This is a genomic window from Verrucomicrobium sp. GAS474, assembly GCF_900105685.1.
Lineage (GTDB): Bacteria > Verrucomicrobiota > Verrucomicrobiia > Methylacidiphilales > GAS474 > GAS474.
The window spans coordinates 543,432-566,479 of sequence record NZ_LT629781.1 but is presented as its reverse complement, the minus strand read 5'-3'; the positions used below and the strand labels follow the sequence as shown (position 1 = coordinate 566,479).

12 protein-coding genes are annotated in these 23,048 nt (G+C 64.3%); 3 read left to right on the top strand and 9 right to left on the bottom strand.

The genetic code is table 11. The features are described 5' to 3' along the window. Positions 1 to 7: 7 nt before the first annotated feature. The 9 genes from BLU04_RS02385 to vccB all read right to left on the bottom strand — a co-directional run bounded on the left by BLU04_RS02385 (position 8) and on the right by vccB (position 17,144). The gene (locus BLU04_RS02385) at positions 8 to 3,130 is read right to left on the bottom strand and encodes a glycoside hydrolase family 38 C-terminal domain-containing protein (RefSeq protein ID WP_093281741.1); all 3,123 of its coding nucleotides are present in this window, start codon (positions 3,128 to 3,130) and stop codon (positions 8 to 10) included. Positions 3,131 to 3,199: 69 nt separating this feature from the next. Further along, positions 3,200 to 4,753: a tannase/feruloyl esterase family alpha/beta hydrolase gene (locus BLU04_RS02380; protein ID WP_093281739.1), complete on the bottom strand. Its 1,554-nt coding sequence runs from the start codon at positions 4,751 to 4,753 to the stop codon at positions 3,200 to 3,202. A 7-nt stretch (positions 4,754 to 4,760) separates the two neighbouring features. Beyond that, positions 4,761 to 6,128: an MFS transporter gene (locus BLU04_RS02375; RefSeq protein WP_093281736.1), complete on the bottom strand. Its 1,368-nt coding sequence runs from the start codon at positions 6,126 to 6,128 to the stop codon at positions 4,761 to 4,763. Between the two features lie 90 nt (positions 6,129 to 6,218). After that, positions 6,219 to 9,836: a glycoside hydrolase family 2 TIM barrel-domain containing protein gene (locus BLU04_RS02370; RefSeq protein ID WP_162274616.1), complete on the bottom strand. Its 3,618-nt coding sequence runs from the start codon at positions 9,834 to 9,836 to the stop codon at positions 6,219 to 6,221. Positions 9,837 to 9,951: 115 nt separating this feature from the next. Then, on the bottom strand, positions 9,952 to 11,082 hold the full coding sequence (locus BLU04_RS02365; protein ID WP_093281731.1) for a cellulase family glycosylhydrolase: 1,131 nt from the start codon (positions 11,080 to 11,082) through the stop codon (positions 9,952 to 9,954). Positions 11,083 to 11,318: 236 nt separating this feature from the next. Then, positions 11,319 to 11,945 carry a Verru_Chthon cassette protein D gene (vccD, locus tag BLU04_RS02360; protein WP_093281728.1) on the bottom strand — a complete coding sequence of 209 codons (627 nt, stop codon included), beginning with the start codon at positions 11,943 to 11,945 and terminating at the stop codon, positions 11,319 to 11,321. After that, positions 11,942 to 15,658 (bottom strand): Verru_Chthon cassette protein A, encoded by a 3,717-nt coding sequence (gene vccA / locus BLU04_RS02355; RefSeq protein ID WP_093281725.1) that lies wholly within the window; start codon positions 15,656 to 15,658, stop codon positions 11,942 to 11,944. The genes vccD and vccA overlap by 4 nt, the downstream gene beginning before the upstream one ends. Next, positions 15,655 to 16,677 (bottom strand): Verru_Chthon cassette protein C, encoded by a 1,023-nt coding sequence (gene vccC, locus BLU04_RS02350; RefSeq protein WP_093281723.1) that lies wholly within the window; start codon positions 16,675 to 16,677, stop codon positions 15,655 to 15,657. Before vccC ends, vccA begins: the two co-directional genes overlap by 4 nt. A gap of 8 nt (positions 16,678 to 16,685) precedes the next feature. After that, a complete protein-coding gene (gene vccB, locus BLU04_RS02345; RefSeq protein WP_255360055.1) occupies positions 16,686 to 17,144 on the bottom strand; it encodes a Verru_Chthon cassette protein B in 459 nt (152 codons plus the stop codon). A gap of 97 nt (positions 17,145 to 17,241) precedes the next feature. Here vccB and BLU04_RS02340 point away from each other — a divergent pair, with 97 nt between their 5' ends. From BLU04_RS02340 to BLU04_RS02330, 3 genes are all read left to right on the top strand, one after another. After that, positions 17,242 to 18,318: a LacI family DNA-binding transcriptional regulator gene (locus BLU04_RS02340; protein WP_093281718.1), complete on the top strand. Its 1,077-nt coding sequence runs from the start codon at positions 17,242 to 17,244 to the stop codon at positions 18,316 to 18,318. Positions 18,319 to 18,395: 77 nt separating this feature from the next. Further along, positions 18,396 to 20,714 (top strand): glycoside hydrolase family 5 protein, encoded by a 2,319-nt coding sequence (locus BLU04_RS02335; protein WP_093281715.1) that lies wholly within the window; start codon positions 18,396 to 18,398, stop codon positions 20,712 to 20,714. Between the two features lie 222 nt (positions 20,715 to 20,936). Next, positions 20,937 to 22,805, top strand: a complete 1,869-nt coding sequence (locus tag BLU04_RS02330; RefSeq protein ID WP_162274614.1) for an autotransporter-associated beta strand repeat-containing protein — start codon at positions 20,937 to 20,939, stop codon at positions 22,803 to 22,805. Positions 22,806 to 23,048 lie beyond the last annotated feature (243 nt).

The following is a 23,048-nucleotide window of genomic DNA, read 5'->3' as shown; positions in this document are numbered from 1 at the left end:
ACTTCGGCTAAGGCGGAGAAGACGCCGCGATAACCCGAATAGTTTTGATCTCGAAGGGACGGAACGCAAGGGGAACCAAGTCGTTGGCGAAGGGTATTTCTTCGAGGTCTTCCTCCAACAGGTTCGTCGCCAGAACGCGGGCGGGGCGGGCGGGGAATTCCAACGTTCCCCGGCCGGCGCAGCCCTCGGCCTCGTAGAAGCGGACGATATGGCCCCGGCCATCGGCGGCAGGCTTCACCGCCTCGACGACGACGTGCGGCAGGTCGAGGAGGAAGAGGGATGGCGCGGCAGGGGCGTTCCCCGATGAAAGGGGGACGTTGAATTCGTAGGCGGGCCGGATGACGGCCTCCGCGGAGAAAGCTCCCCTGTGCGGCAGCAGCGCGTAGCGGAACCGGTGGCGGCCCTTGTCGCCCCGGGGATCGGGATGGCAGCCGCCCTTCATGAGGGTGAGGTGCAGCTCGGCCCCCTCCGTGGAAAGGCCGTATTTCCCGTCGTTGAGCAGGGCGACGCCGTAGCGCGTCTCCGAGACGGCGGTCCACTTGTGCTGGCAGACCTCGAACATCGCCCGTTCATGGCTGGTGTTCCTGACCGTGGGACGGACGGCGTGGCCGAATTGAATCTCGTGGCGCGCCGAGCCAGCCCGGAGGTTCAGGGGAAAGGCGGCCTTCAGGAGAGTATGGGGGGAATCCCATTCCACTTCGGTGTCGAAGTCGATTTGAGGCGTGTCGGCGCGGAAGATCATGTCCTGGCGGAGGCGCGAGCGTTGGTCGATCCGGTATTCGCTCCGAAGGCGGAACTCCAGGGGGCCGTCGGCGACGACCTCGCGCCGGACCAGCCGGGTCTGGAGCGCCATCTTGAGCTTTTGATCCTCGTCGATGTCCCAGTTGTCCCACGACTCGGGGACGTCCTCCCCGGCCAGGAAGGCGTTGAGCGGAAGGCCGCTTCCCCGCAGCTCGCGTCCCGCCGCCTTGTCGAAGAGGGAGTCGAGATAGCCTTGGGCGTCGAATCGCGCCGTGAAAAAAGGCGTTTCGAGAACCTCGCCCCGGTAGCGGAACGGCGACGGCCCCCCGGCAGGCGAAACCACGGCAACGGAGACCGATCCCAGGGGCGGCACTTCGACGCCCGAAACGACGGCCTCCTCGACATCGTCCAGGTCGCGCACGATCTGCGCGACGATGCCGGGGCCCGCCGGGGCGGTTCCGGGGCTCAGCCCCCGCACGCGCAGCGGTCCCTTGCGCGGCCAAGAGAGGCTGTTCCACAGCGTGACGCGATCGGCCCCCGGAGCGCCGATCAATCGTCGCCCCAGGGAGATCGCGCCTTCCACCACTTCCTCCAATTCACCGATCGCCCGGTCGTGGACCTGGGGAATCGACGTGCCGGGCAGGATATCGTGGAATTGATTCACGAGGAGGAGATCCCAGAGCGCGGCCAATTCAGGGGCCTCCTTCCGCCGCGCCACCGCCAGGAACTCGGCTTCGCGGAGCGCGAGTTCGGCGCGGCGATTGCCCCGCTTGATGCGATGGATCTGGGTCAGCGTCCCGCGGTGCCCCTCGAAGTAGAGTTCGCCGTCGTGAACAGGGATCTTGCGCGAGGTTTCCTCGAGCTCCTGCATGAAGCGGCTGACCGTGACGTGTTCCGCCTTGGGGCATCCCTCGGTGTCCCGGCAGCGGCGGGCCATCTCGATCATCTCGTATTGCGGGCCGCCGCCGCCGTCGCCGAACCCGTAGGAGATGAGGCGGCGGTCGTTGACTTCCTTGTGCTGGACGTAGTTGGCGGTCTTCCGGAAATCGCCCGGTCCGCCGCCGTGGATTTTCGCCACGAGCGTCGCCGGGTCGGGCCAGCAATGGATGTCGTTGAAATGGACAAGGACATCGGAACCGTCGAGTCCGCGCCAGCGGAACGTGTCGTAGGGAAACGTGTTCGTGTCGTTCCAGGTCAGCTTCGTCGTAAGGAAATAGCGGAGGCCGCAGCCCCGCAGGATCTGGGGAAGGGCGGCGCTATAGCCGAAGGTGTCGGGAAGCCAGAACGTGTCGGGCCGGTAACCGAAATGCTCCCGGGTGTAGGCGATGCCCCGGAGGAACTGCCGGATCATCGATTCACCCGACGTCAGGTTGCAGTCGCACTCGATCCACATCCCTCCCAGCGGTTCCCACCGTCCCTCGGCGATCCGCCGCTGCATGCCCGCGAAGATTTCGGGGTAATGAAGCCGCATCATCTCGGCATGGTACGGCGAGCTCTGGGCGAAGAGATATTCGGGATACTGCTCCATCAGGCTGAGGACGTTGGAGTACGTGCGGGCGCACTTCCGGATCGTCTCGCTGATGGGCCACGTCCAGGCGGTGTCCATGTGAGAGTGGCCGATCAGGCCCGCGCGCGGCGCGGACGGGGCATTGGGAACGGCCAGCAGGGCCACCATGATCGATCGCGCCTCGCCCAGGGGAGGGCGCCATGCCGTTTCGTCCCGGTCGCCCGGATGCTGGTAAACGAGGCGGAAGATCGCCTCCAGCCCGTTCTGGATCTTCGCGCGCCGGAAGCTGTCGTCCGGCAAGGCTTCCGCGAGTTGGACCAAGGCCCGAAGATCAAAGACGAAATCCTTCACGTCGTCCCGGCGGGCAAGCAGCTCGACGCCCCGGAAGATCCGCCGGAACCGGGAGGGATAGTCCACCTGCTTCTCCCAGTCGTCAAAGGGCTGAGTGCCGCAGACGGGGTGCCCGGCATAGCTTTCGAGGGAGATCTCGTAACCCCGTCCAGGCTGCGGGTTCGCGTCGAGCAAAAGCGTGTGATGGCCGCCGCGCGCCGCGGCCTCGGTGGCGTGGGCGAAGAGGCCGCGGGGCCGTCCGTCGACCCAGAGAAGGGTTTCCACCCCGTCGGTGTGCGCCCGAATATAGACCGGGACTCCGGCTTCGGCATCAGGAACGACCGCCGTTCCCCGGAACCACGCATTTCCCCATGGTTCGCCCCAGACGAAGCCCTTCTCAATCGGGGTCCAGCCGGAGGGAGGAACGGTCCGGAAATGTTCACAGGTTTCCTGGGCCTCGACCGGGATTTCCCCCCAGGAGCGGAAAATGAGAGCTTCGTAGGTGCCGACAAGGCGGCGTACTTTGGCAAGGAGTTTGGGAGAAATAAGCATGGGAGGGTTTCGAAGGTTTCGAGCTGATTCGCAGCCGATGATTTGGTTTCAGAGCAGGTTTATCACCTGTTATTCCGCCGCCGGTGGCCTGAACCGTTCCGCAATCCGCTCCACCCCGCCGCGCGGCCCATCGATCGCCTTGTAGGCGGAAGCCGCCTCATCCCAAGCCGCCTTCGCGGGATAGGGATAGATGGGGACGTCGATCTCCGTCTTGCCGTCGACGATACGCCGGGCGCGGATCTCCCCGGGCGCGACGCCTTTCTCCCGCCATTGGATGACGAGCTCGAGCAGGTTCGGCAGGTTATTCAACGGCCCGGTCCGGTGGGTCAGGCCGGGGATGATGAAATAGCGGAAGAACGCCTGCACCTTCGGGAGGTCCCCGCCGAATCGCTCGACGACCCGCTCGTAGTAGTCGAGCGTGGCGGTGTAGGGAACGCACGAGTCGGCCGCGCCCGAGGCCATGAGGAGCTTGCCGCCCCGGGCCGCGAAGGGTGCCAGGTCGAGGCTCTCCGCGTTGAGGTAGGGGCCGAGCGCGGCGGTGTAGGTATCGATGTCTTTCCCGAAGTCGATCGTCCCCAAATCCTTGTCTTTCCCGAAGACCCACTTGAAGAGGTAGAGATTCCCGTGGGAGAGGGCATCGAGAGGACTGCCGAAGGGAACCCCGTCGAAGATGCGCTCGCCCGTCGTGGTGCTTCGCGGCCCGTCAAAGAGTTTCCGGAGCGCCGCCGCGTGCGCCGGAGTGAGGGAGGGATCCTTCTGCATCGCCAACTGGATAACGGCCTCGATGTCCTTCCCGTCGCACCGGGGATCGGAGACCATTTTCCCGGCGAGGGCCGGGACCTCCCGGGACGCCATGTATTCGACACCCGCGTCGATGACGTTTTTCTCCTGGGAGGGCGTGAAGGGGCACTTGGCGAGGATCTGATCGTTCCAGAGGAAATAGGCGTGGAGAGGCGTCCGGCAGTGCGCGGGGACGCTCCCGACGATGCCGTCGTAATCCTCGGGATAGCGCTGGGCTTCCTGAAGCGACTGCTGGCCGCCCGTGGAGCGGCCGTTGAAGTAGGCGTAATCTGGCCCCCTGCCGTAATAAGCTTTGACGACCTGCCTGGCGACGACCGTCATCAGATGAGTGGCCCGGAAGCCGAAATCCTTCCAGACCTCGGGATTCCCGATCCCGGAGTCCGCATTCGGGGAGGTTCCCATGTCTGTCGTCGCCACAGCGTAGCCACCGGCGAGGGGGCCTGCCAAGCTCCCCAGGGGGATGCCCCCGGCGGCCCCGCCGTTGCCCTGTCCCAGCAGGCGCCCGTTCCATTTCCCGGCGTCGGGCAGCCAGATCTCGACCCTGATGTTCGATCCTTTGGCCGGATTGAGGACGATCTTCACGACAGTCCGGGAAGGAAGACGATCGAGGGTCTTGCCGTCCGGGAGCGTCACCGTGGGGGCATCCTCGTGGGTCGCCTCCACCACAGTCCCGGCGTCGAGAGCCAACGCCTTGATCGCGGCGATTCCCGCGTCCTCCGGCGTCTCCGCGAAAACGGCGGTCCCCGCTGCGGCGGTGAGGATCGTGCTTAGGAACGCGGCCTGCCACGGGACCGAACAACGGCGAAACGCTTTGAAATGCATAGAAAGTCTAAGAATGGGATGCCTTCGGAGGGAAAACCACTTCCGGCAAGGGAGGGACGTAATTGTCGGGGCCTCCGTGCTGTTTCCAGTAGCGGTAGACGAGGGACATGGGGTAAATCGCCAAGGCAAAGAGGACGGCGCTCCATAGGAAGGTCATCCGGTAGTCTCCGTGGACAAGGTCGATGAATCGGCCGATGGCGTAGTTTCCGACGATGAGGGCGCCGCAGCCGAAGACGTTCGAGGCGGAGGAGAACTGGCCGAATTTTTCCTTGGGGAAGAGCTTCATCATGGCGGCGTAGGAGCCGAGCGTCCACCCCACGGTCGGAAGCGCCCAGACGACGGTATAGATCAGGTAGCTCCTTTGTCCGTGAACCAGGAACAGGGCCAGGAGGGAGACCAGTACGAGGACGACCAGGGCGAGGAGCGCCACGCGCAGGGCTCCGAAACGGTCGCACAACCACCCCATGGGGAAATAGACCGCGGCGGAAGCGGCGGCCCCCCAGGCCAACAGCTTTCCCATGGAATCCATATCGAAGCCGAGCGTCTCCCGGGCGAAGAGAATCGCGAAGGGTCCCGCGCAGGCCGTCGCCAGGACTCCCAAAACGCTGGCGGCGAAGAAATGGCGATAGATCGGAAAACGGAGGCATTCCTTGAAATAAGGAAGGAAGGATTGCAGAAGGCCGGGGCGCGCCTTTCCGGGAGCCATCTCGGGATAGGTACCTTCCCGAACCTTGGCGCACATCAGCAGGAACGCCGCGAGATAGAAGAGGCCGATCCCGGCGAAGATGCCCTTCCGGTGGGCTTCCATATGGGGAAAGACGATCCAGAGGAAGCAGAAGGTGCTCGCGGTGCCGACGATGCGGAACCACGACAGGAAGCGGGCCATCAGCTCCTGCGGGACCACGTCGCGCAGGAGCCAGCCGTAGGCGTTGACCAGCACCATGTTGAAGAAATGGAAGGAGACGACGAAGACGCAGAGGAGAGAGAGGACCACCGTCGTTTCGGAAGCGACCGCCGCAAGGCGGCCCGGAGCATGGGCCTGGAGCCACGCGGCGATCTCCGGGGCAAATCCCACCCCGACGAGGGAGGCGACGGTGAGCGGGGCGACCGCGAGCAGGAAAGGAATCCGCCTGCCGAAGCGGCCGCGATGGCGGTCGCTCCACTGGCTGATCTGGGGAAGGAAAAGGATGTTCACAATCCCGGCGAAACTTCCCGTCATGATGCCGATCAAGGCGTTCGAGGCATGAAGGTCCTTGAGATAAAGCGGCATGAAGCGGCTGAAGATGCTTTCGAAGAAGACGAAGGCGAAGTCTCCCCCCAGCAGCCAGAGGGCCAAGACGAGCAGCCCGCGCCGCGTGTAGCGAAGCGTGCCCACATGGTAGGGCTCCTCCGGCGGAAGCGCCGGAGCTCCGTGCGGAGGCGGCTCCAACGACGCAGTTGAGGAGGGGTTCACGGCTCGTTTCGGTCAGCGGGCGGCGAAAGCCGGTTGTTTCTTCGCCATCGCGGCGGCGATCCGCGCCAAACGGACGATGCCGTTGTTCAAGAGACGGGCGGCGACCGGCTCGTCCCGGCCAGCCTCGAGGTTCATCTCGCTGGCGATGAGGAAACCCCGTCCCAGGCGGGCTTCGAGGAGGGGAACGCCGTTGTGGAGGAGAACCTCCTCGGGGCGTTGGAGGTAGTTGTGAAAGTCGCAGAACTCGGCGAGAGGGGAGGCCTCCGGCGCGTTGCCGTCCATTTCGTAGACCCCGATGCAGGCGAGGGCCTCCGCCGCGCCTCCCTCGAACCAGGCGAGGTCGAGGGGCTCGATCTCCTCGAAGAGGACCGATTCCGGTTGTTTGAAATTCACGATTTCTCCGTCGACTTTGCGGTATCCTTTGACGACCTCGGGCATGAACTCCGCCATTTTTTCCCCCGCATGGGAAAGGAAGAGCAGGCCTCCCTCCTCGACAAACCTCCGCAAGTCGCCCAACTCCGAGACTCCCAGATCTGCGGCGTCGGCAACGATTACCTCGGCCGACATGGCTTCCGAGAGCAGCGAGGCCGCAGTGAAGGAATCGGCGGGAAGGAGCGGCGCCAGGACGCCTTGGGGGTCGTAGAGACTGACACGGGCCGGGAAGGCCCCGGCCGGATGAGTCCACTCGCGCGAGGCGACAGTGAAATCGTAGGCGTTCTCGGCAAGCGTCCGACCTTCGACCGAAAGCCGAAGGAGGATACGGCCATCGACCCGGGGAGTCCCGAGGACCGCGGGCGCGACGATCTCGACGTCGACCCAATGGTTGGAATAATAAGGAACGGCAGGCACGAGGATGCCGTCCCGCGAAAGAATCTTCCCGCTTCGGTCGACGAAGCTCCATTCCAGCCGGGAGGCGGGGAGCCCTTCCATGGTTTCGGAGTCATTCACGACGCAGACACGCCGACGCAAACGGGCCCCTGCGTAACAGCGGCTCCCGAGATGCTCGAGGCTGAGGAGGATCGGCTGGAGCGCGGCACGGAGAGCGTGATAGGGGGCCCACGGCGTCACCGTCGCGGCGTCGTGGACGTTGCGGAACCACGTGAGATAGGCGAAGTGGAGGGCTCCCGCGGCGTTGTCCCGGTTCGTGCGGCGGATGGCCTCGCCCGTCTGCCGGGTGGTGAGGGCGTGCCGCGCGAGGAAATGGGCGGGATCGTTGTGCTCGAACGCATAGTCGCCGACCAGGGCCTGCGGCGTCTGGTGATTGAACAGGTAGAAGCGGACGGGGAGGCCGTCGTCGTTGCGCGGGTAGCCCGAGGAAAGTTCCTGGCAGATGAAGGGACGGTCCGGCGACGACGAGCGCGCCGCGAACTCCCCCTTCCACGCGGTGGTGAAGGAAGGATGATACCAACTGTAATATTCGTGGATGTCGTCGACGTCCCCGTCGTCGAAGCCGTTCGGCTCGACGATGTTCCGGTAGTCCTCGATATGGGCGCCCCGGACATAACCCGAATCGGCGACGACGGGGCGGGTGGGATCGAGTTCGCGCATCCGCTTGATCATCCGGGAGACGATGGCCCACTTGCGCTGGAGCCGTTCTTTGTTTTCCTTATCGAAGATGTAGAACTTCATCTCGTTGTTCACCGTCCAGAGGACGACGGAGGGATGGTTCCGGAAGCGCTTCACGAGGGAGGCGAAATCGTCTTCCCAGGCTTGCAGCAGGGCGTCGGCCGGAGGTTCTCCGTTGAGCATCAGCCACGGCCAGATTCCCTCGAAAGAGACGGCGAGGCCGTGGCGGTCGGCGGCGCAGGCCCACGCCTTCGTGAGGGGTGCCACGTGGAAGCGGGTGGCCCGCACGTTGCCCTCGACGGCGAGGCGCGTGAAGGTGTCGGCCAGCTTCTCGTCGTTGGGACCGAGCGCGTGGGGGAAATGGTTGGCCCCGCGAAGCCAGTAGGGCTTGCCGTTGAGCAGGAAGCGGTTCTTCTCGGTGGTGAACGTGCGGAATCCGAATTCGACGCGATAGCGGTCGATGCTTTTTCCGGCACGCATCAGTTCGACGGTCACCTCGTACAGCTCGGGATCGTGCGGGAACCAAAGGCGAGGCGCGAGGATCGGCGTCGTGATCCGGATCTGCGCCTCACCCGTGGAGGGAACGTCCGCCCGGCCCGCGTTTTCGTCGGCGAAGAGAAGCGCGCCGTCTTTGCGACGATGGATGGCGTAGGCTACCTGCACCGTCTCGGCGGAGTCGCCTCCGTTGGCCACCGTGACGTCGAATAAGGCTCCGTCCAAGCGGGGCTGGACGAAGATGTCGTCGATCGAAACCGGATCGGTGACGAGGAGCCTCACCGACTGCCAGATGCCGCCGGGATCGAACTGGTACATGTCGGCGGGCAGGGAGAGGAGCATCTTCTCGGTGACTTCGACCGACTCGGCCAAGCCGACCACGCGGCCGCTCGTCGTCTCGCCTGTCTTCAGGCTCCGCAGGACCTGAACCGCGATGACGTTCTTTCCCGGACGGATCGCTCGGGAAATGTCGCAGAGCACCTCGCCGAACATGCCGACATGGCCGCCGACCCGGATGCCGTTCACCCAGATCTCGGAAACCTTCGCGATCGCATCAAAACAAAGCTCCACCTTGCGGACGGCGAGCCCCGCAGGAAGATCGACATGGTGCCGATACCACCCGGCCTGCGTCTCCCGCCACGGGAAAGTATAGCCGTCGAGCCGCGCCATCTCGGCCAGATAGGCTCTTTCGCTGACGCCCTTGGTTTGAGAAAGACCGGAGAGGTGGGGAAACGCGTGTTCGCCGTGGAGCCATGCGAGGCAGGGAGTCCAGAGATTGGGGACGGGAAGCAGGTGCCAACCCGAATCGTCCGCATCGATCCCGACGGGCTGCGCCTCGTCGTCGAGTTCCTGTCCAGGCGCGAAAAGCCACTCCCCGTCGAGGGAGATCTCGGTCCGGCCTTCTCCCACGGAAGCGATCCGCGCACCGCGATACGCGGCACGCTGTCGGCGGCGCTGCCGTTCCCGCCCCAAAGGTTCCGACTCCTTCGCAGCGATCCGACCCCCGGCCCCCGCGACAAGGACCTTTCCAATCTCCGGCGGCGCATACACGGCGGGAAGATAGCCGCCTCCCAGGACCACCGCCCCCTCGGTCCATCCCCCGTCATCGTCGATCACGTCGATGCGGGCCTCCGCTTCATCACCGAGGAAAACGCGGATGCGGTTCCTCTCCAGAACCACGCGCAGGCGATACCAGATCCCGGGCTCGGGATGGAACCCGAGAGGCGCGATCCCGAGGAACCGGGATCCACCGTTCGATCCGTAGCGGGCGAGGTAGAGCTGATCGTTATTCCCCCCGCGCAGCGCAACGACGTAGCGGTGGTGGCGGTCCTTCGCGCGAAAACCCGCCCAGATCTGGACTTCCGCAACCTCCTTCGGCGCGCAGACCCGGAAGACGATTTCGCCGTCCCCGTGGTCATGGTCCGCGACGCAGAATCCTTCCGACATCTCGACTCCTTCGCTTCGTTCGAGAACCTCGATCCGGCCGCACCGATGCCAGTTTCCGGGCAGCGGAGGCAAAGCGGACGGCTTGGGGAAGAGCAGGTCGGGAAAGAAGGGCTGGGCTTTCATCGGTAGGAGGGAGGGAATGAAATGAGGATGGAGCCGAGGAAGAGGCATTCACAAACCCCTATCCGCGCACTCCGTTGCGCCAACCGCATCGGGTGGGCGCGGGACAGGAGTTCGCTTATTTGGATGCAGCGGCGTCCGGGACCGCCTTGCCCTTGGTCGGCATCGGCGAGGCCATGATCCGAGCAACGGGAGGCCACAGATCGCTGTAGGCGCATGAATCGAACTGCTTCGGCGGCCCGAACCCGACCTTGTCGGTCTCGTTGTAGGAATTGCGGGGATTGTCCTGGAGCACCTTGAGCGCCCAGATCATCCATCCGACGCGCTCCTGCGCGAACAGGGCCAGGAGCCCGGCCTCGTGCTCGCGGCAGACCGTCTCGCTCTTGTTCCAATGCGTCGCGCCGAATTCGGTGCAGAGGACGGGCACCTGGTGCGCGTCGCGGAACGTCGTGATGCTCTTCTGAACTTTCCAGGGATAGTCGTCCTGGGGATAGTCGTGGAAGGAGAAGGCGACATTGTTGTACGGGCTGTCGACCGTGGACGCCACCGGCCCCCACGTCGGTTCCATCGTGCGGGAGTGGGACCAATCGCAGTTGCCGAGGATGACAATGTGACGGGTGTCGACGGCGCGGATCGCCTTGAGGGCGCGGGTGAGTTTTTCCCTCGCCTCTTCGGGGGCAATGCCGTGGGGCTCGTTCATCACCTCGTAGCCGAGGACGTAGGGCTCGTCGCGGTAGCGCTGGGCGACCTTGGCCCACCCGTCGGTCCATTGCTGCATCTCCTCCTCGTTCCAGGGGACCGTCTTCTGTTTCCCGCGGGCGTTGAGTTCGTCGATCTGGGAGCTGAGGTACTCGTGGTCGTCAAGGATGACGTAGATGCCGTTCCGGCGCGCCGATTGGACGACGGGATCGACGAAGTCGCGGAGATGCTGATCGATGTCGATCGGCTTGTCCTTGCGGCCGTTGAAGAGCCGGACGTAGAAACAGAGGCGGACCGTGTTGAGGCTATGCGCCTTGCAGAACTTCATCACCTCGTCGTCCTGCGCCCGGATGATGACGTCGCGGCAGTAGCCGATCCCGACGGGAACGAAGGGGCGCTCGCCGCCGTCGCTGGTCGGCGAGGTCACGATATTCGGGCCCTTTACCTTCAGCCACAGAGCGTCGTCCGGCGTGGGCGCATCGGCACGGAGAAGGGAGACACCCAGGAACAGGGAGAGGGCAGAAACGCCGAAAAGGGAAAAACGCAACATGAGAGGAAACCGAAGATAGGGAGATTTATATCAGGCGGGGCGAAAACGGCGAGCGAAGCATCCGGTGGGAGGGAGAACGGCCGAAATCAACGGCGGCGCGGCCATCCTTGGCCTGAGCAAAGGGAAAGCCTGAATGAGGACGAACGAAGGGAGGGTTTTCATCGCGATTTTCACACTACGGAGCGCACACGAAACAACCAAACCCTCCATCACGCACGCCGTTGCGCAACCCCATTTCAGGGACGAAGCGTCACCGCCTTCCCGCTCGTCGGGTCGAGCTGGATCGTCAAAAAATCGGCGGGCAGACCTTCGACGACGGTGGGCGCATTTTCCGAAACGACGGTCAGGAACCATTTTTGAGTGATGTCCAGGTTGGTGTCGCCCGACGGGCGGAATCGAAAGGAGAGATACTGATAGCCGACCCCGACGCCGGGCAGCTTCACACCTGTTGTCGCCCCGTCCAGCGGCTGGCCCGGAAGGGAAAGGAGCGAGGTCGTGCTCGGGGATTCCGTCAGGATGATCGATTTGGAAAAGAAAAGAATGCGGGTCGTCGGAACGGCTCCCGTATCCTCGATGCGGAAGAGCTGGAAGGCCCGGTAATGACGCCCCCCCTCGCCGTCAGGCCCCGGCAGGAAATAGAACCGCACTTCGATCGGACGGTTCTGCAGCAACGCGGACTGCCGCGCCAGCTGGAGGTTGTTGGCGATGGCCGATCCTGTCGCCGTCAAACCCCGGCCTCCCATCATCTGCCTGACTGCCGGAACGGCAAGGAAAGCCACCGTGACGATGATGGCCAGGACGACCATCACCTCGATCAGGCTGAAACCGCGCGGGGAAGAGGAGCGGGAGGCTGGGGCTTTCATGGATTGAAGACGGAAGCCTGCCCGACGCGGAATTTGTAATAGGACTCCAGGGAACCTGTCTGAGGCTGGCTGGCGAAATCGGGCAGGGCCGCATTCGTCGTGTCGAGATAGCGCTCGAGGACGACGGAACCCCGCTCCTCGCCGAGGACCACGTCCTTGTCGTTCTCCCACAGGGCGGGCGCGCTCCCGCCCCGCTTCTTCAGCGCCTGGACGAAGTAATGGACCTGATAGCTATTCGACTTCGTCGTCAACCGGGAATAGAGGTCGGCATAGGGCCGCTCCCGCACGTTGTCCCCGGTCAGCCCGTGGGCCGTCCAGAATGCCGTGGCGGCGGCATCGCTGGTCCACGACTGGTTCGAGGGGACAAAGTAGAGGTCGCAGATTTCCGTAGCGGAGCGGAAGATGTCGCCGTTCGCGAAGCGGGCCGCGAAACCCCGCAGGCTGCCATCGACGTCGCTCAGGTTCAGTCCCGTCCGGGGCGATGGGAAGGTCGTCACGCTCTTGTAGTTCTTTCCCGCCGTGGTGAGGACGGCGGCCATCTGCTCCGACTTCATCGCAGCGCGGACGGCGGTGCTCCGCGTGATGTAGGTGTAGGGGACGATCTGGTAGTTCATGTTGATCTTGCCGGTGGTCGAGAGGCGCTCGCTGATGGCGAACGGCTCGACCTGGGGCATGGTGAACAAGTCCATGATCAGATGATCCTTCGGCGCGGTCGCGTTGGCCGGGTGCGTGGGCTGGGGGCGGAAGAGAAGGGTCTTCCAGGGGATTCCCGCCTTGACGCCGGTCGGCAGCGATCCGAAGACGCCGGGGGACGGAAGAATGCGGTTCGGCGTGAAGAAATTGGGCAGGCCGACCGTGCTCCACGAGGAGAAGTAGGGAACGGGCGTGGCGGTGTTCCCCTCGTCCGGCTTGTTCGCGTAGGGGCCGTCGGAGACGCCGGGAACGGCCGTGTCCCAGTCCCCGTTGGCGGCGGCGGCGCTGACGTCGCCCGGCACGTGGGGCAGGTAGGCAGGGGCGGCCCCGCTGACGAGGGTGGCCGTCCTGTTCATTCCCACGATGGCCCACCCGGCGGCCTCGATGAAGGAGTGGGCAAGCTTCGTGGCGGCCGTGGTGTCGTCGTAGTTGAGGTTCTTCTGGTAGTACTTCGTCGTGTCGACCGAGGCTTGGCCGGCGACGAGTCGCAGGTCCCCCGAGAGCGGCACCAGCGTCCGCACCACGTCGGAGGAGGGATTGGTCGCCAGGTTGATGGTGTAGCCGGTGTAGGGATTCGCCGTTGGGTAAGACGACTCGTAGTAACGCCAGGAGGAGGGCAGCGTCGCCGGATTCGCCCGGATGAAGCTGCCGCTGTAGTTCAGGGTGCTGCTGCCCGGGTTGGCGTTGGCCAGCGCCACCCGTTTGTCGAAGCCCCACCAGTTCGCCGCCGCGGCCGTGGTCTCGTCGAGGCCGGTCACGATGAGGTCGGGGGCCGCGATGCCATTGGCGGCGGGGAAGGTGAGCTGCAGCGTCTGGACCAGCGTCCGCGTCCCGCCGTTGCCGTCGACGTAGAGTTTCACCGTGATCCCGCTGCCGCTGAAGCTCACGGTGTTCCCGGTGATCGTGAAGGGATTGCTGACGAAGGGATAGCGGACGGTGCTCGCGGGATTGCTCCAGCCGTTGACCCGGTCGTTGCCGCCGTTCTTGTTATGGGCCACGACGTAGCGGAAGCCGTTCTCCCCGCCGGCGACGGTCGTCTTGTAGACGCCGACGCCGGAGACGGGGCTCAGGAGCGTGCCGTTGGACGAGGTGGCGAAGGGGCGCTGCCCGTTGATCACGAAATTCTCAAGCCCCGAGATCTCGATGTCGAAGTCGCCGTCGAGCGGCTCCCAGCCGGGCATGACGGAGGAGACCTCGAAGATCAGCGCGGCCTGGAGGCGTTTGGACCCGGCGAGAAGGGTCACCTTGGCCCCTAAGTAGGTGTCGGCCAACGTCGGATTCGCAGGGAAGAGGGTTGCGGGCGTGGCCGGGGAGACGTAATTGGTGCCGACGGCCTTGCCGCCGGAGTTAAGCGATGCCGATACAGCCAGGTTGCTCGCCGTTTTCGGATCCAGGGCGGAGTTGGGATCCGTCGAGGCGACGCCATTCCCGTCGGCGGTGCAGATCAGGTGGAGGCCGATCTCCGAGAGGGAATAATAGCGCCCCATCCCCATCGTGGAACCGATCTGGATCGGAGCGACCTGCCCGTGGCCGGGCGTGGTATATCCCACCTTGGTCAGGTTCCGGGGCCGCGTGTATTGGTAAAACGACGTGAGCGAGACGGGCGTGCCGAGGTTGTCGTCGAAGAGGTTCGTGCAGCGGATGTAGTCGAAGATCTCCGTCAGGATCTGGTCGCGGTCGTCGCCGTACTTCTTGAGAAAATTCCCGCCGAAGCCGGGTATCTCCCGCGCCGTCAGGTTCTGGAGATAGGAATAGAGCTGCTGGTTGCGCGGGATGGTCTGGTAGTCGTCCGTCGGGCTGTCGGCGTTTTTCCGCTGGAAATAGAATATCTGGTTCGCCGCCGCGCCGAGGGTGGAGCAGAAGGCCGAGAGGCGATCGTAGGCGGTGGCGTAGGGAGTCGTCGGGTTCGTGGCGAGAGCGGCGTGGACCGGCCAGATGGAGATACGCGGCAGGCCGAAGAGATTCAGCTCCGGAGCCCGGCTCGACGTCGTGAGGAAGAAGCGGGTCTTTTCCAACTGCGAGGGAGTGAGCTTGGGTTGGGCCTTCCGCGAAGTGGCGGCAAAGGCGAAATCGTCGACGGTGGCATAGAGACGGTCGGTATCGGGCACGAGCGGTGCCGTGGGAGCCTGGGTCCCCCCGTTGGAACCTCCTCCGACGATCCGGGGAGTCCAGGAGTATAAGGTGGCGGTGTCGGCGGCGAGGGAGGGGAACACCGTGCTGAGGCACACTCCGGCGGGGTGGCCGGGATAACGCTGGAACTCCCCGTTGGCGGGCTGGTAGCTGGCCAGGGCCCGGTCGGCGGGGCCCTCAAAGCGGGGCGTGTCCCAAGCGATGCCCTCGCTGGCCGTGTTGACGTTCACCTTGCAGGTTTCGTCGTCGGTCCAGAAGGCGATGCGCCCGACGATCGGATTCTCCTGCGTGGCACCGGTCACGGTCGCCGTCGTCCCGTTGCCCGAAGCGGAAGCGAATGTCCCGTCCTGGAGGAGGTAGAGCCATTTGGCGGGCATGGGCAGGGGGCTCGAGGAGGTCGCTCCGGGAGGCATCGCCACGCTGAACCCTTCCACCGCGCCGGAGCCCTGGGCCGCCGCCGGATCGGCGATGGGGTAGACGCCGGAAACCGGCTTGTTCAAGTCGACGAAGAGAGCGGGTTTGTTCTGCCAACCGGTTAGGGCCGTCGCTTCCGACACGGGATTGAATCGCGTGTCGACCATCGTGTCGGAGGAATAAAGTTTGTAGGCCTTGGCCAGTTTGCCCGAGGTGTCGAAGAGACGGATCGCCCCCGGCTGGCTGGCCCAGCTGTCGCCCGCATTTTCCGTGGTCGCGGAGCGGATCTGCGTCATCACGACGTTCACGGCGGCGTCCCTCAGCATCCGTATGCCGTTCTGATCGACGCTGATCTTGGAGTTCTGGAGCTCGGTGGAGACGCTGTTCAGGAAGGCGACGACCAGGAACGACATTAGCAGCAGCGATCCGAGGACGATGAGCAAGGCCGAGCCGCGCCGGGGAAGAAAAGAGTTCATTTGTTCCAGCGTGCCCCCCGCACGGCGACGTCGACGCTGAAGACGGTGAAGTTGAGGTGGCGCGCCGCCAGCGCCGCCTTGACGGTTTCGATATCCCCATCGAGTTGCGCCGAGGATACGAACACGTTGGAGGGATCGAACCCCAAACTGGGAAGCGAAGCGCTCTGCCCCTGAACGCGGGCCATCGACGCCTCGTCGACCGCGATCAACACCACCCGGACGATCGGCGGCAGCTGATTCATCGGATCGGGCTGGGCCCCCGTCGTCCAAGTCATCCGGGAATCGTACTCGAAATTCGGCGCCAGGGAGGAGCCCTTGGTATCGAGGGGAGAGAGGGGGCAAAAGACGCAGGCGACGATGTTTTCCGCGAGCAGCCGGACCGGGGGCGAGGCACCGTTAAGCGGAGCGGTGAACCAGGAATGATCTTGCGCGTCGTACACCGAAAAATTCTCCGTCGGCTGCATGAATTGCATCAGACGGTAGCGCCAACGAGGCGGCGAACGGTGAAGCATGGAGGCAAAAAACCCCGGACGGTCGGCGGCATCGTTGTTGAACTCGAGGTAGAAGCCAACGGTATTCAACGTCGAGTTCAACTGGGAATAGGTGCCGGTCTGCTGCGTGTACCCCAACGGTGCCTGGAAGAAGATCGCCTGGGATATCTGGGGCCGGGGAAGCGAGACGAGCGATTTGCCGCAGACGAATTCCAGCTCGGAGTAACGGCCGTAGACCTGCGGGATGAACGTCGAGGCGTTAGCCGATGTGCGGCGCTGGCGCGCCGCGTTGTAATAGTCGTAGTAGACGTTGAGGGTCGCATTGCCCACGGTGCGGGTGATGGCGTCGAGGGCCAGCCGCGCGCCTTGAAACTCCTCCATCTTCTGGCTGGAGCGTTTCCATACCATCGCGATCTGCCCCGTCATGCCGAAGACGATCACTAGGACCATGCTCAGCACGACGAGGGTCACCAGCACCTCGACGAGGGAAAAGCCCTTTCTCTTCCTGCCCGGTTTTTTCGTCGGCATACCATCGATCAGTTTCCGTTGTTCACGACGACGACCGAATAGATCTGCGTTTTTTCCTTGCCGCTCAGATTGGTGAGGCTGAACCCCAGTTTTTGGGCGTTGGCCGCCGATGCGGTTCCTCCGGGCGCGGCAAAGGCCACCCGGTTGAGGGAAACCTCGAACACCGCGCCGGCGCGGGTGGCGGTGAGCCTCGCTCCCGTGCCGTCGTAGAATCGGGGGAAGCTTTGGGAAAACGCGGAGGCGCTGTTGGTGGCGACGCTGTAATCGAGGAGGCTCGACTCGCTCGACAGCGCCTGGAAGATCAGCGCCTGCGCGTTGAGGTTCATCGCGTGGCGGAAACTCGCCAGCCCCACCGGAACCAGTCCCAGCAAAGGGACCAGGGCGAAGCAAACGATGCCGAGCGCGACGAGGAGCTCGACCAAGCTAAAGGCGCGCCTCCGAGGACGAGAACGAAGAAAAGAATGCATCGTGGAGTTTTGATTTAACTTGATACACCACAAGCGGACAAATATAAGCATACGCACCTCGTTGCGTTAACTCTTTTCGTGATAGGCGATTTTACTTATGGCCAAAGCTACGCCTTCCAAGGTCCCTCCCAATCAGGAAGACGTGGCTCGTGCGGCGCAAGTAGCCCGTTCCACCGTGAGCCGGGCGTTGAAGAACGATCCCTCGATTCCCCAGGCGACCCAGGAACGGATCCGGCGCATCGCGCTCAAGCTCGGCTACCGCCCCGACCCTTTCGTTGCGGCGAACATGCACCGGGTGCGCCGCTCGGAGAAGCGGCGGGTGAAGGCGATGCTGGCTTACCTCACGCCCCTGCCCCTGGCCGAATACGCCCTCCTCGTCCCGTCGCGGCTGCTCATCCACCAGGCGGCGCGGCAGCAGGCCCACGAACTCGGTTTTGAACTCGATCCGGTGCCGCTGGAAGAGAACGGCGTCCGCCTCTCCGCGAGGCGCTGCACCGACATCCTCCGGGCACGAGGCGTCCAGGGAATCATCGTCGCGCCCTTCGAGAATCCCTTCGTCCGGCTCCATCTGGGGTGGGACGAGTTCGCGGTCGCGACCATCGGGTTCTCCCACATCCACCCCAAGTTCTCGCGGGCGGCGAACAACGATTTCTTCAATATTTCCCTGATCCTGCGACGCCTCCACCGCCTCGGATACCATCGTATCGGATTGGCGATCCCCGCCCGGGCCGATCGCTACGCCGAGGGGCTCTTCAGCGCCGCCTTCTGCCTTTATCGCGATCTTCAGCCGCCCCGGAACCGCGTCGAGCGGTTCATTCCCGGCCACCTGAAGGAGTGGACCAAGCAGGCCTTCCTCGCCTGGTACGACGCCCATCAACCCGACGCCATTGTCTGCATCAACGACGAGGTGCGGCTCTGGCTCGAGGAACGGGGGGTGAAGGCGCCCGACCACATCGGTCTGGCCCACCTCGCCTGGGCTGAGAACAAGGGGGATTGGAGCGGCATCCACCAGCGCTATGAGAGGGTGGGAGCCGCCGCCGTCCAGCTCGTGATCGACCAGCTCATGCTCAACGAGCGGGGCGCCCCCGTTTATCCCAAGAGCATCCTGATCGACGGGGAATGGGTGGCGGGCGGGACGGTCCGTCGGATGGCGTTCTCCCAAGCGCGACGCTAACGCGATTAACGCAACATACGCAACGCGGTGCGCTGCGAGATCGTTGCGCGCACCCTCTTTTTTCTTAGGTTCGCCCTATGAAAGCGATTCTGCGCGGCACGATGCTCCTTCTTTCCGTTTCCTCGATTTTGCTGCAGGGAGGCGCGGGGAACGCTTCAGCCGAGCCAATCCTGGCGATCGATTTCGACGCGGGCTCGTCGGGGGCTTCGCCACTCCAGCCCGGCTGGCAAGCCTTCGCGCCCGTTTCCCTCGCGAATCAAACGGGGCCCATCACCGCGACCTATTCCGGGCTCGATCCGGCACTCACCTCGGGCACGGTCGTCGTCTCGATCGCAGCCGGAACCACCACGACCGCGACCGGCGCGCTGACCTCCCGCGACCGATCGCTCATGGAGGATCCCGAATTCCCCCTCTACTACCTCTACCGGGACTTCGTCACGGCAGGCAGCCCGATCACGATCGGGATTTCCGGACTGACGCCCGGGGGCGTCTACCAGATCGGCTACACCGCCTACGACGACTCGAACTCCCGGACGATGACCTTCACGAACTACACCTCGGGAAGCGCCGGGAGTTCCTCCTCGCTCTCCTGGACGGCGCACACCGTCTTCGACGAAAGCACCGATCCCGCCGTGTGCACCAGGACGCTCTCGGTGACCGCCGATGGAACGGGCAAGGCTGTCCTCAGGATCACCTCGGGCGATGGCGGCGCGAGCACGGTCCTCGGCGGGCTCACGATCTCCAAGACGCCCGCCACCTGGCACCTCATCGTCAATCAGACCAACAGCCAGGACTGGACCTCCGCCTACCTCAGCCACTGGAACGCCAACGCCGGCGGCGGCGGCGCATCGCCCACCTCGATCAACGTCGCGGACACCTACGTCAACGACCAGGGCGTCAACCAGCTGCGGGCCCCCGCCTCGACTTCCACCTTCGCGGGCGGTCTCCTCGTCCTCGGCGGCACGGCGCAGCTCACGCTCAAGACCGGCAGCGCCGCTACCAGCACGATCCCCAATTTCCTCTCCACGGGAGGGACCATCGCCCAGGGCGTCGCCTCGATCACGCAGCATCTCAACGTCGGCGATTACGAGGTCGACGGCACCACCTCCCTTTCCGCCGGCAGCGGCCGGGGCATCGCGCTGGCCGTGACGACGCTCCATGGCGACGGAGACCTCTCTGTGAGCGGAGGCGGAACGTTCTCCCTCTCCTTCAACGACGCCTCGGACTACACGGGGACGATCCGCCTCGTTTCGGGCACCTTGAGCGTCCAGAGCCCGCTCGCGACGCAAGGCCCCCTGGTTATCTCCACCGGCGCCCAGGTCGCCCTGAACCAGCCCGTCTATGTCACCGACCTCACGGTCGCGGGGACAGCGTTGTCCGCGGGAGCCTATTCCTACTCCTCCCTCAACGGTTCCTATGCCGCGATCTTCTCGAGTGGCTCCAGCTCGGGAGCCATTTACGTCGGCTCCGCCGCCGCCGCACCCCGGATGGGCGGAGTGAATCTCTCCTGCGCCGAATGGGGTCCCCTCCCCGGTGTCTACGGCACCCAGTATACCTACCCCACCTCCGCCGAATTCGATTACTACCACGGCAAGGGACTCAACCTGATCCGGCTCCCCTTCCTGTGGGAACGCCTCCAGCCGACGTTGAACGCAGCCCTCAACGCCGCCGAGCTCGCGCGAATGGACACCGTCGTCGGTTACGCCCACGCGCGCGGGATGAAGATCATTTTGGACATGCACAACTACGACCGTTACAACGGCAATCTCGTCGGCTTCACGGCTGTTCCCGACAGCGCCTTCCGCGACGTGTGGCGGCGCATCGCCGACCACTACAAGGCCGAGAGCGCCGTGTACGGCTACGACATCATGAACGAGCCCCACGACACCGGCGGCGCGTGGCCCGCCTCGGCGCAGCAGGCCGTCTCGGGCATCCGGGAAGTCGACGCCACCCATTACGTGATGGTGGAAGGGGACAACTGGGCGGGCGCCTACGCATGGGAGACCTCCAACGCGAACCTCGACATCCTCGACCCGGCGGGACGGCTCGTCTACGAGGCCCACTGCTACTTCGATGCCGCCGCGTCGGGCTCGTATTCGGTCTCCTATGACGCCCAGGGCGCCTACCCCACCATCGGCGTCGACCGCGTCCGCCCCTTCGTTCACTGGCTCCAGTTCCATAACTTCCAGGGCTACATCGGCGAAGTGGGCGTCCCCTACAACGACAGCCGCTGGCTCACCTGCCTCTCCAACTTCTACGACTTCGTCGTCGCCAACGGCCTGAGCACCACCTACTGGGCCGGAGGCCCCTCATGGAGCAGCACCGACGGACTGAATTGCGAGCCCGTCGGCGGCGTCGACCGCCCTCAGATGAGCGTCATCCAAAACTACCCGTAAAGAGTTCCCCATACCGCCGCGCGCCTTGAAGCTCCATCCGTCGCAATTTCTTCTTCCATGGGTGAAAAGCTCGTGGTCGAAAGAATGAACGGGACGCCAACCCCACGCAACGGCGTGCGTAGGGAAGGGTTTGAGTGCGGAGGGCTTTGGGAACGAAAATCGCCGTCACCACCAAGTACTCCCATGACATACTCCAACCCTCTCGCCAAAATAGTGGCCGCGATGTCCCTTTTGCTGCTTCCCTTCGCAGCCCCCTTGCAGGCCGCCGTGTATACCGCAGCTGCGGCCGGGAACTGGAGTGTGGGTTCCAACTGGGATACCGGCACCCCGCCCAACGCCATAGGTGCCGTCGCCTCTGCGACGGCGACGGGAACCTATACCCTGACCCAGGATCTGGCATCGGTAACGGTCGGCACCCTTGCCATCTCCGGAAACACGGTGTTCACCGTCAGTACGGGCACCAACACATTGGTGCTCAACCAGGACGGCTCCGGTTCGGGTGTTGCCACCATAGCAAACGCATCCACTTCCACGGGGGCGCGGCTGATCTTCCTCAATAGTCCAGGCAGCGCCCTCCAAATCGCGGATGACCTGCAGATCAAGCAATTGAACGCCAGCAGCACGGCGAACGCCGCCGCGCAAAACTACGCCATCCAGCTCAACCAAAGGCTGGTCGGAACCGGCAGCATCACCGTGAGCAACGTGCTGAACGACCTCAATTACGGCCTGGTCGGCTTTCAGGGCGGGACATCGACTGCCGGAACCTACACAGGCGCCATCACCCTGGCGTCGGGAGCCATGACATGGACCTCCACGACAGCCTTTGGAAGCACCAGCGGGATCACTCTGGGAAGCAGCGGCGGGGGAGACGTCTCGTTCGCCACGGTGCCGGGGACCGGGGTAAACACGGCGACCGTGGCTGCGAACATCACGGTCACGGGAGCAACGGGAGGGACGACGGTCCTCGGTTCGCTTATTACCTCCGGAATCCAGAAATTCACCGGCAATGTGGCTCTGAATCAAAACCTGACGGTGATCAGCCAGATGACCACGGCCGACACCACCGGAGTCGCGCTTTCGGGGATCATTTCTGGAACCGGAGGGCTCCAGATCAATGGAACGGTCAAGGTTTCCACTGCGAACGTCGATACGGCGGGCATCGTCCAGCTATCGGGCAACAACACGTTCACCGGCGATACCCGGGTTTACGCGGGCTCGCTGCTGCTGGGAGCCGCCTCGGGAAACGCTTCCCTCGCGCTTCAGAACAGCACGTTGAATCTGGCCTCCGGCGATACGGGAACCGTCGGCTTCGGGTTGATCAGCACCACGACCATCACCTCGGCCACCTTGGGCGGGCTCGAGGGCTCACGCAACCTGAGCCTGCAAAACATCGCCTCCACGCCGGCGGCGGTGGCCCTGCGTGTCGGAAACAACAATCAAAGCACCACCTATTCCGGCGCGCTGACCGGCTCCGGTTCGCTCACCAAGATCGGAACGGGAACCCTCACCCTCACCGGCGCGAACACCTATGCCGGAACGACGACCGTCAGCGCGGGCACACTCCTCGTCAACGGATCGGGATCCCTCGGGGCGGGAGCGACGACCGTGGCGAGCGGAGCGACCCTCGGAGGCAACGGGACGATCTCCTCGATCGTGACAGTCTCCTCCGGTGCCATTCTCCTGGCGGGAACAGGGGCCTCGGCTTCGGAGACGCTGACGCTTGCCTCCGCCTCCACGATCTCTTCGGGGGCGACGCTCGAGTTCGTCCTCGGTTCGGGTCAGACCCATTCCACACTTGCCTTGGCGAGCGGGTCGAGCCTCGCCTCCGCATTGACGATCACCCTGATCGACCTTGGCGCGACGACGGGAACCTACGACAACATCATCACCGGCGTTGGAACGAGCGGGAATCTCAGCGGATGGACGATCACGAACAGCGGCTATACCGGCACGTTCTCCTACGACGGCCTCGGCAACATCGACCTTACCCTGACCGCCGTCGCCGTTCCCGAGCCCTCGGTCCTCTCCCTCCTCTTTCTCGCAGGCGGTTGCGCCGCCGCCGCCGCGATCCGGCGGCGATGCCCGGCGTGAAATAGTGGCAACCAATAGCGGTCGGCATGCCAACTAGATGCGACAATCGATTTCATTGAGGCTAGTTGATGCTCGCGGCCCAGTCGGCGACGGGATCCCCAGGGCGTCCGGCGCTATCCGATTCATGTGGGATCGCCTTCTCGGGAGGTGCAAGTTCGAAGGGGAGGACGTCCATTGGTCAAGAGAGTTGGAGCACTCATCGGGTCTATCTTTCCGAGGGCTCTTTCTGTGCTTCACCCTTCA

Bases quoted from the DNA above. Each gene is read 5' to 3' on its own strand.
- vccB (WP_255360055.1), bottom strand. From the start codon at position 17,144: ATGCATTCTTTTCTTCGTTCTCGTCCTCGGAGGCGCGCCTTTAGCTTG.
- BLU04_RS02330 (WP_162274614.1), top strand. From the start codon at position 20,937: ATGTCCCTTTTGCTGCTTCCCTTCGCAGCCCCCTTGCAGGCCGCCGTG.
- BLU04_RS02380 (WP_093281739.1), bottom strand. From the start codon at position 4,753: ATGCATTTCAAAGCGTTTCGCCGTTGTTCGGTCCCGTGGCAGGCCGCG.
- BLU04_RS02335 (WP_093281715.1), top strand. From the start codon at position 18,396: ATGAAAGCGATTCTGCGCGGCACGATGCTCCTTCTTTCCGTTTCCTCG.
- BLU04_RS02365 (WP_093281731.1), bottom strand. From the start codon at position 11,082: ATGTTGCGTTTTTCCCTTTTCGGCGTTTCTGCCCTCTCCCTGTTCCTG.
- BLU04_RS02340 (WP_093281718.1), top strand. From the start codon at position 17,242: ATGGCCAAAGCTACGCCTTCCAAGGTCCCTCCCAATCAGGAAGACGTG.
- vccD (WP_093281728.1), bottom strand. From the start codon at position 11,945: ATGAAAGCCCCAGCCTCCCGCTCCTCTTCCCCGCGCGGTTTCAGCCTG.
- vccA (WP_093281725.1), bottom strand. From the start codon at position 15,658: ATGAACTCTTTTCTTCCCCGGCGCGGCTCGGCCTTGCTCATCGTCCTC.
- BLU04_RS02385 (WP_093281741.1), bottom strand. From the start codon at position 3,130: ATGCTTATTTCTCCCAAACTCCTTGCCAAAGTACGCCGCCTTGTCGGC.
- vccC (WP_093281723.1), bottom strand. From the start codon at position 16,677: ATGCCGACGAAAAAACCGGGCAGGAAGAGAAAGGGCTTTTCCCTCGTC.
- BLU04_RS02370 (WP_162274616.1), bottom strand. From the start codon at position 9,836: ATGAAAGCCCAGCCCTTCTTTCCCGACCTGCTCTTCCCCAAGCCGTCC.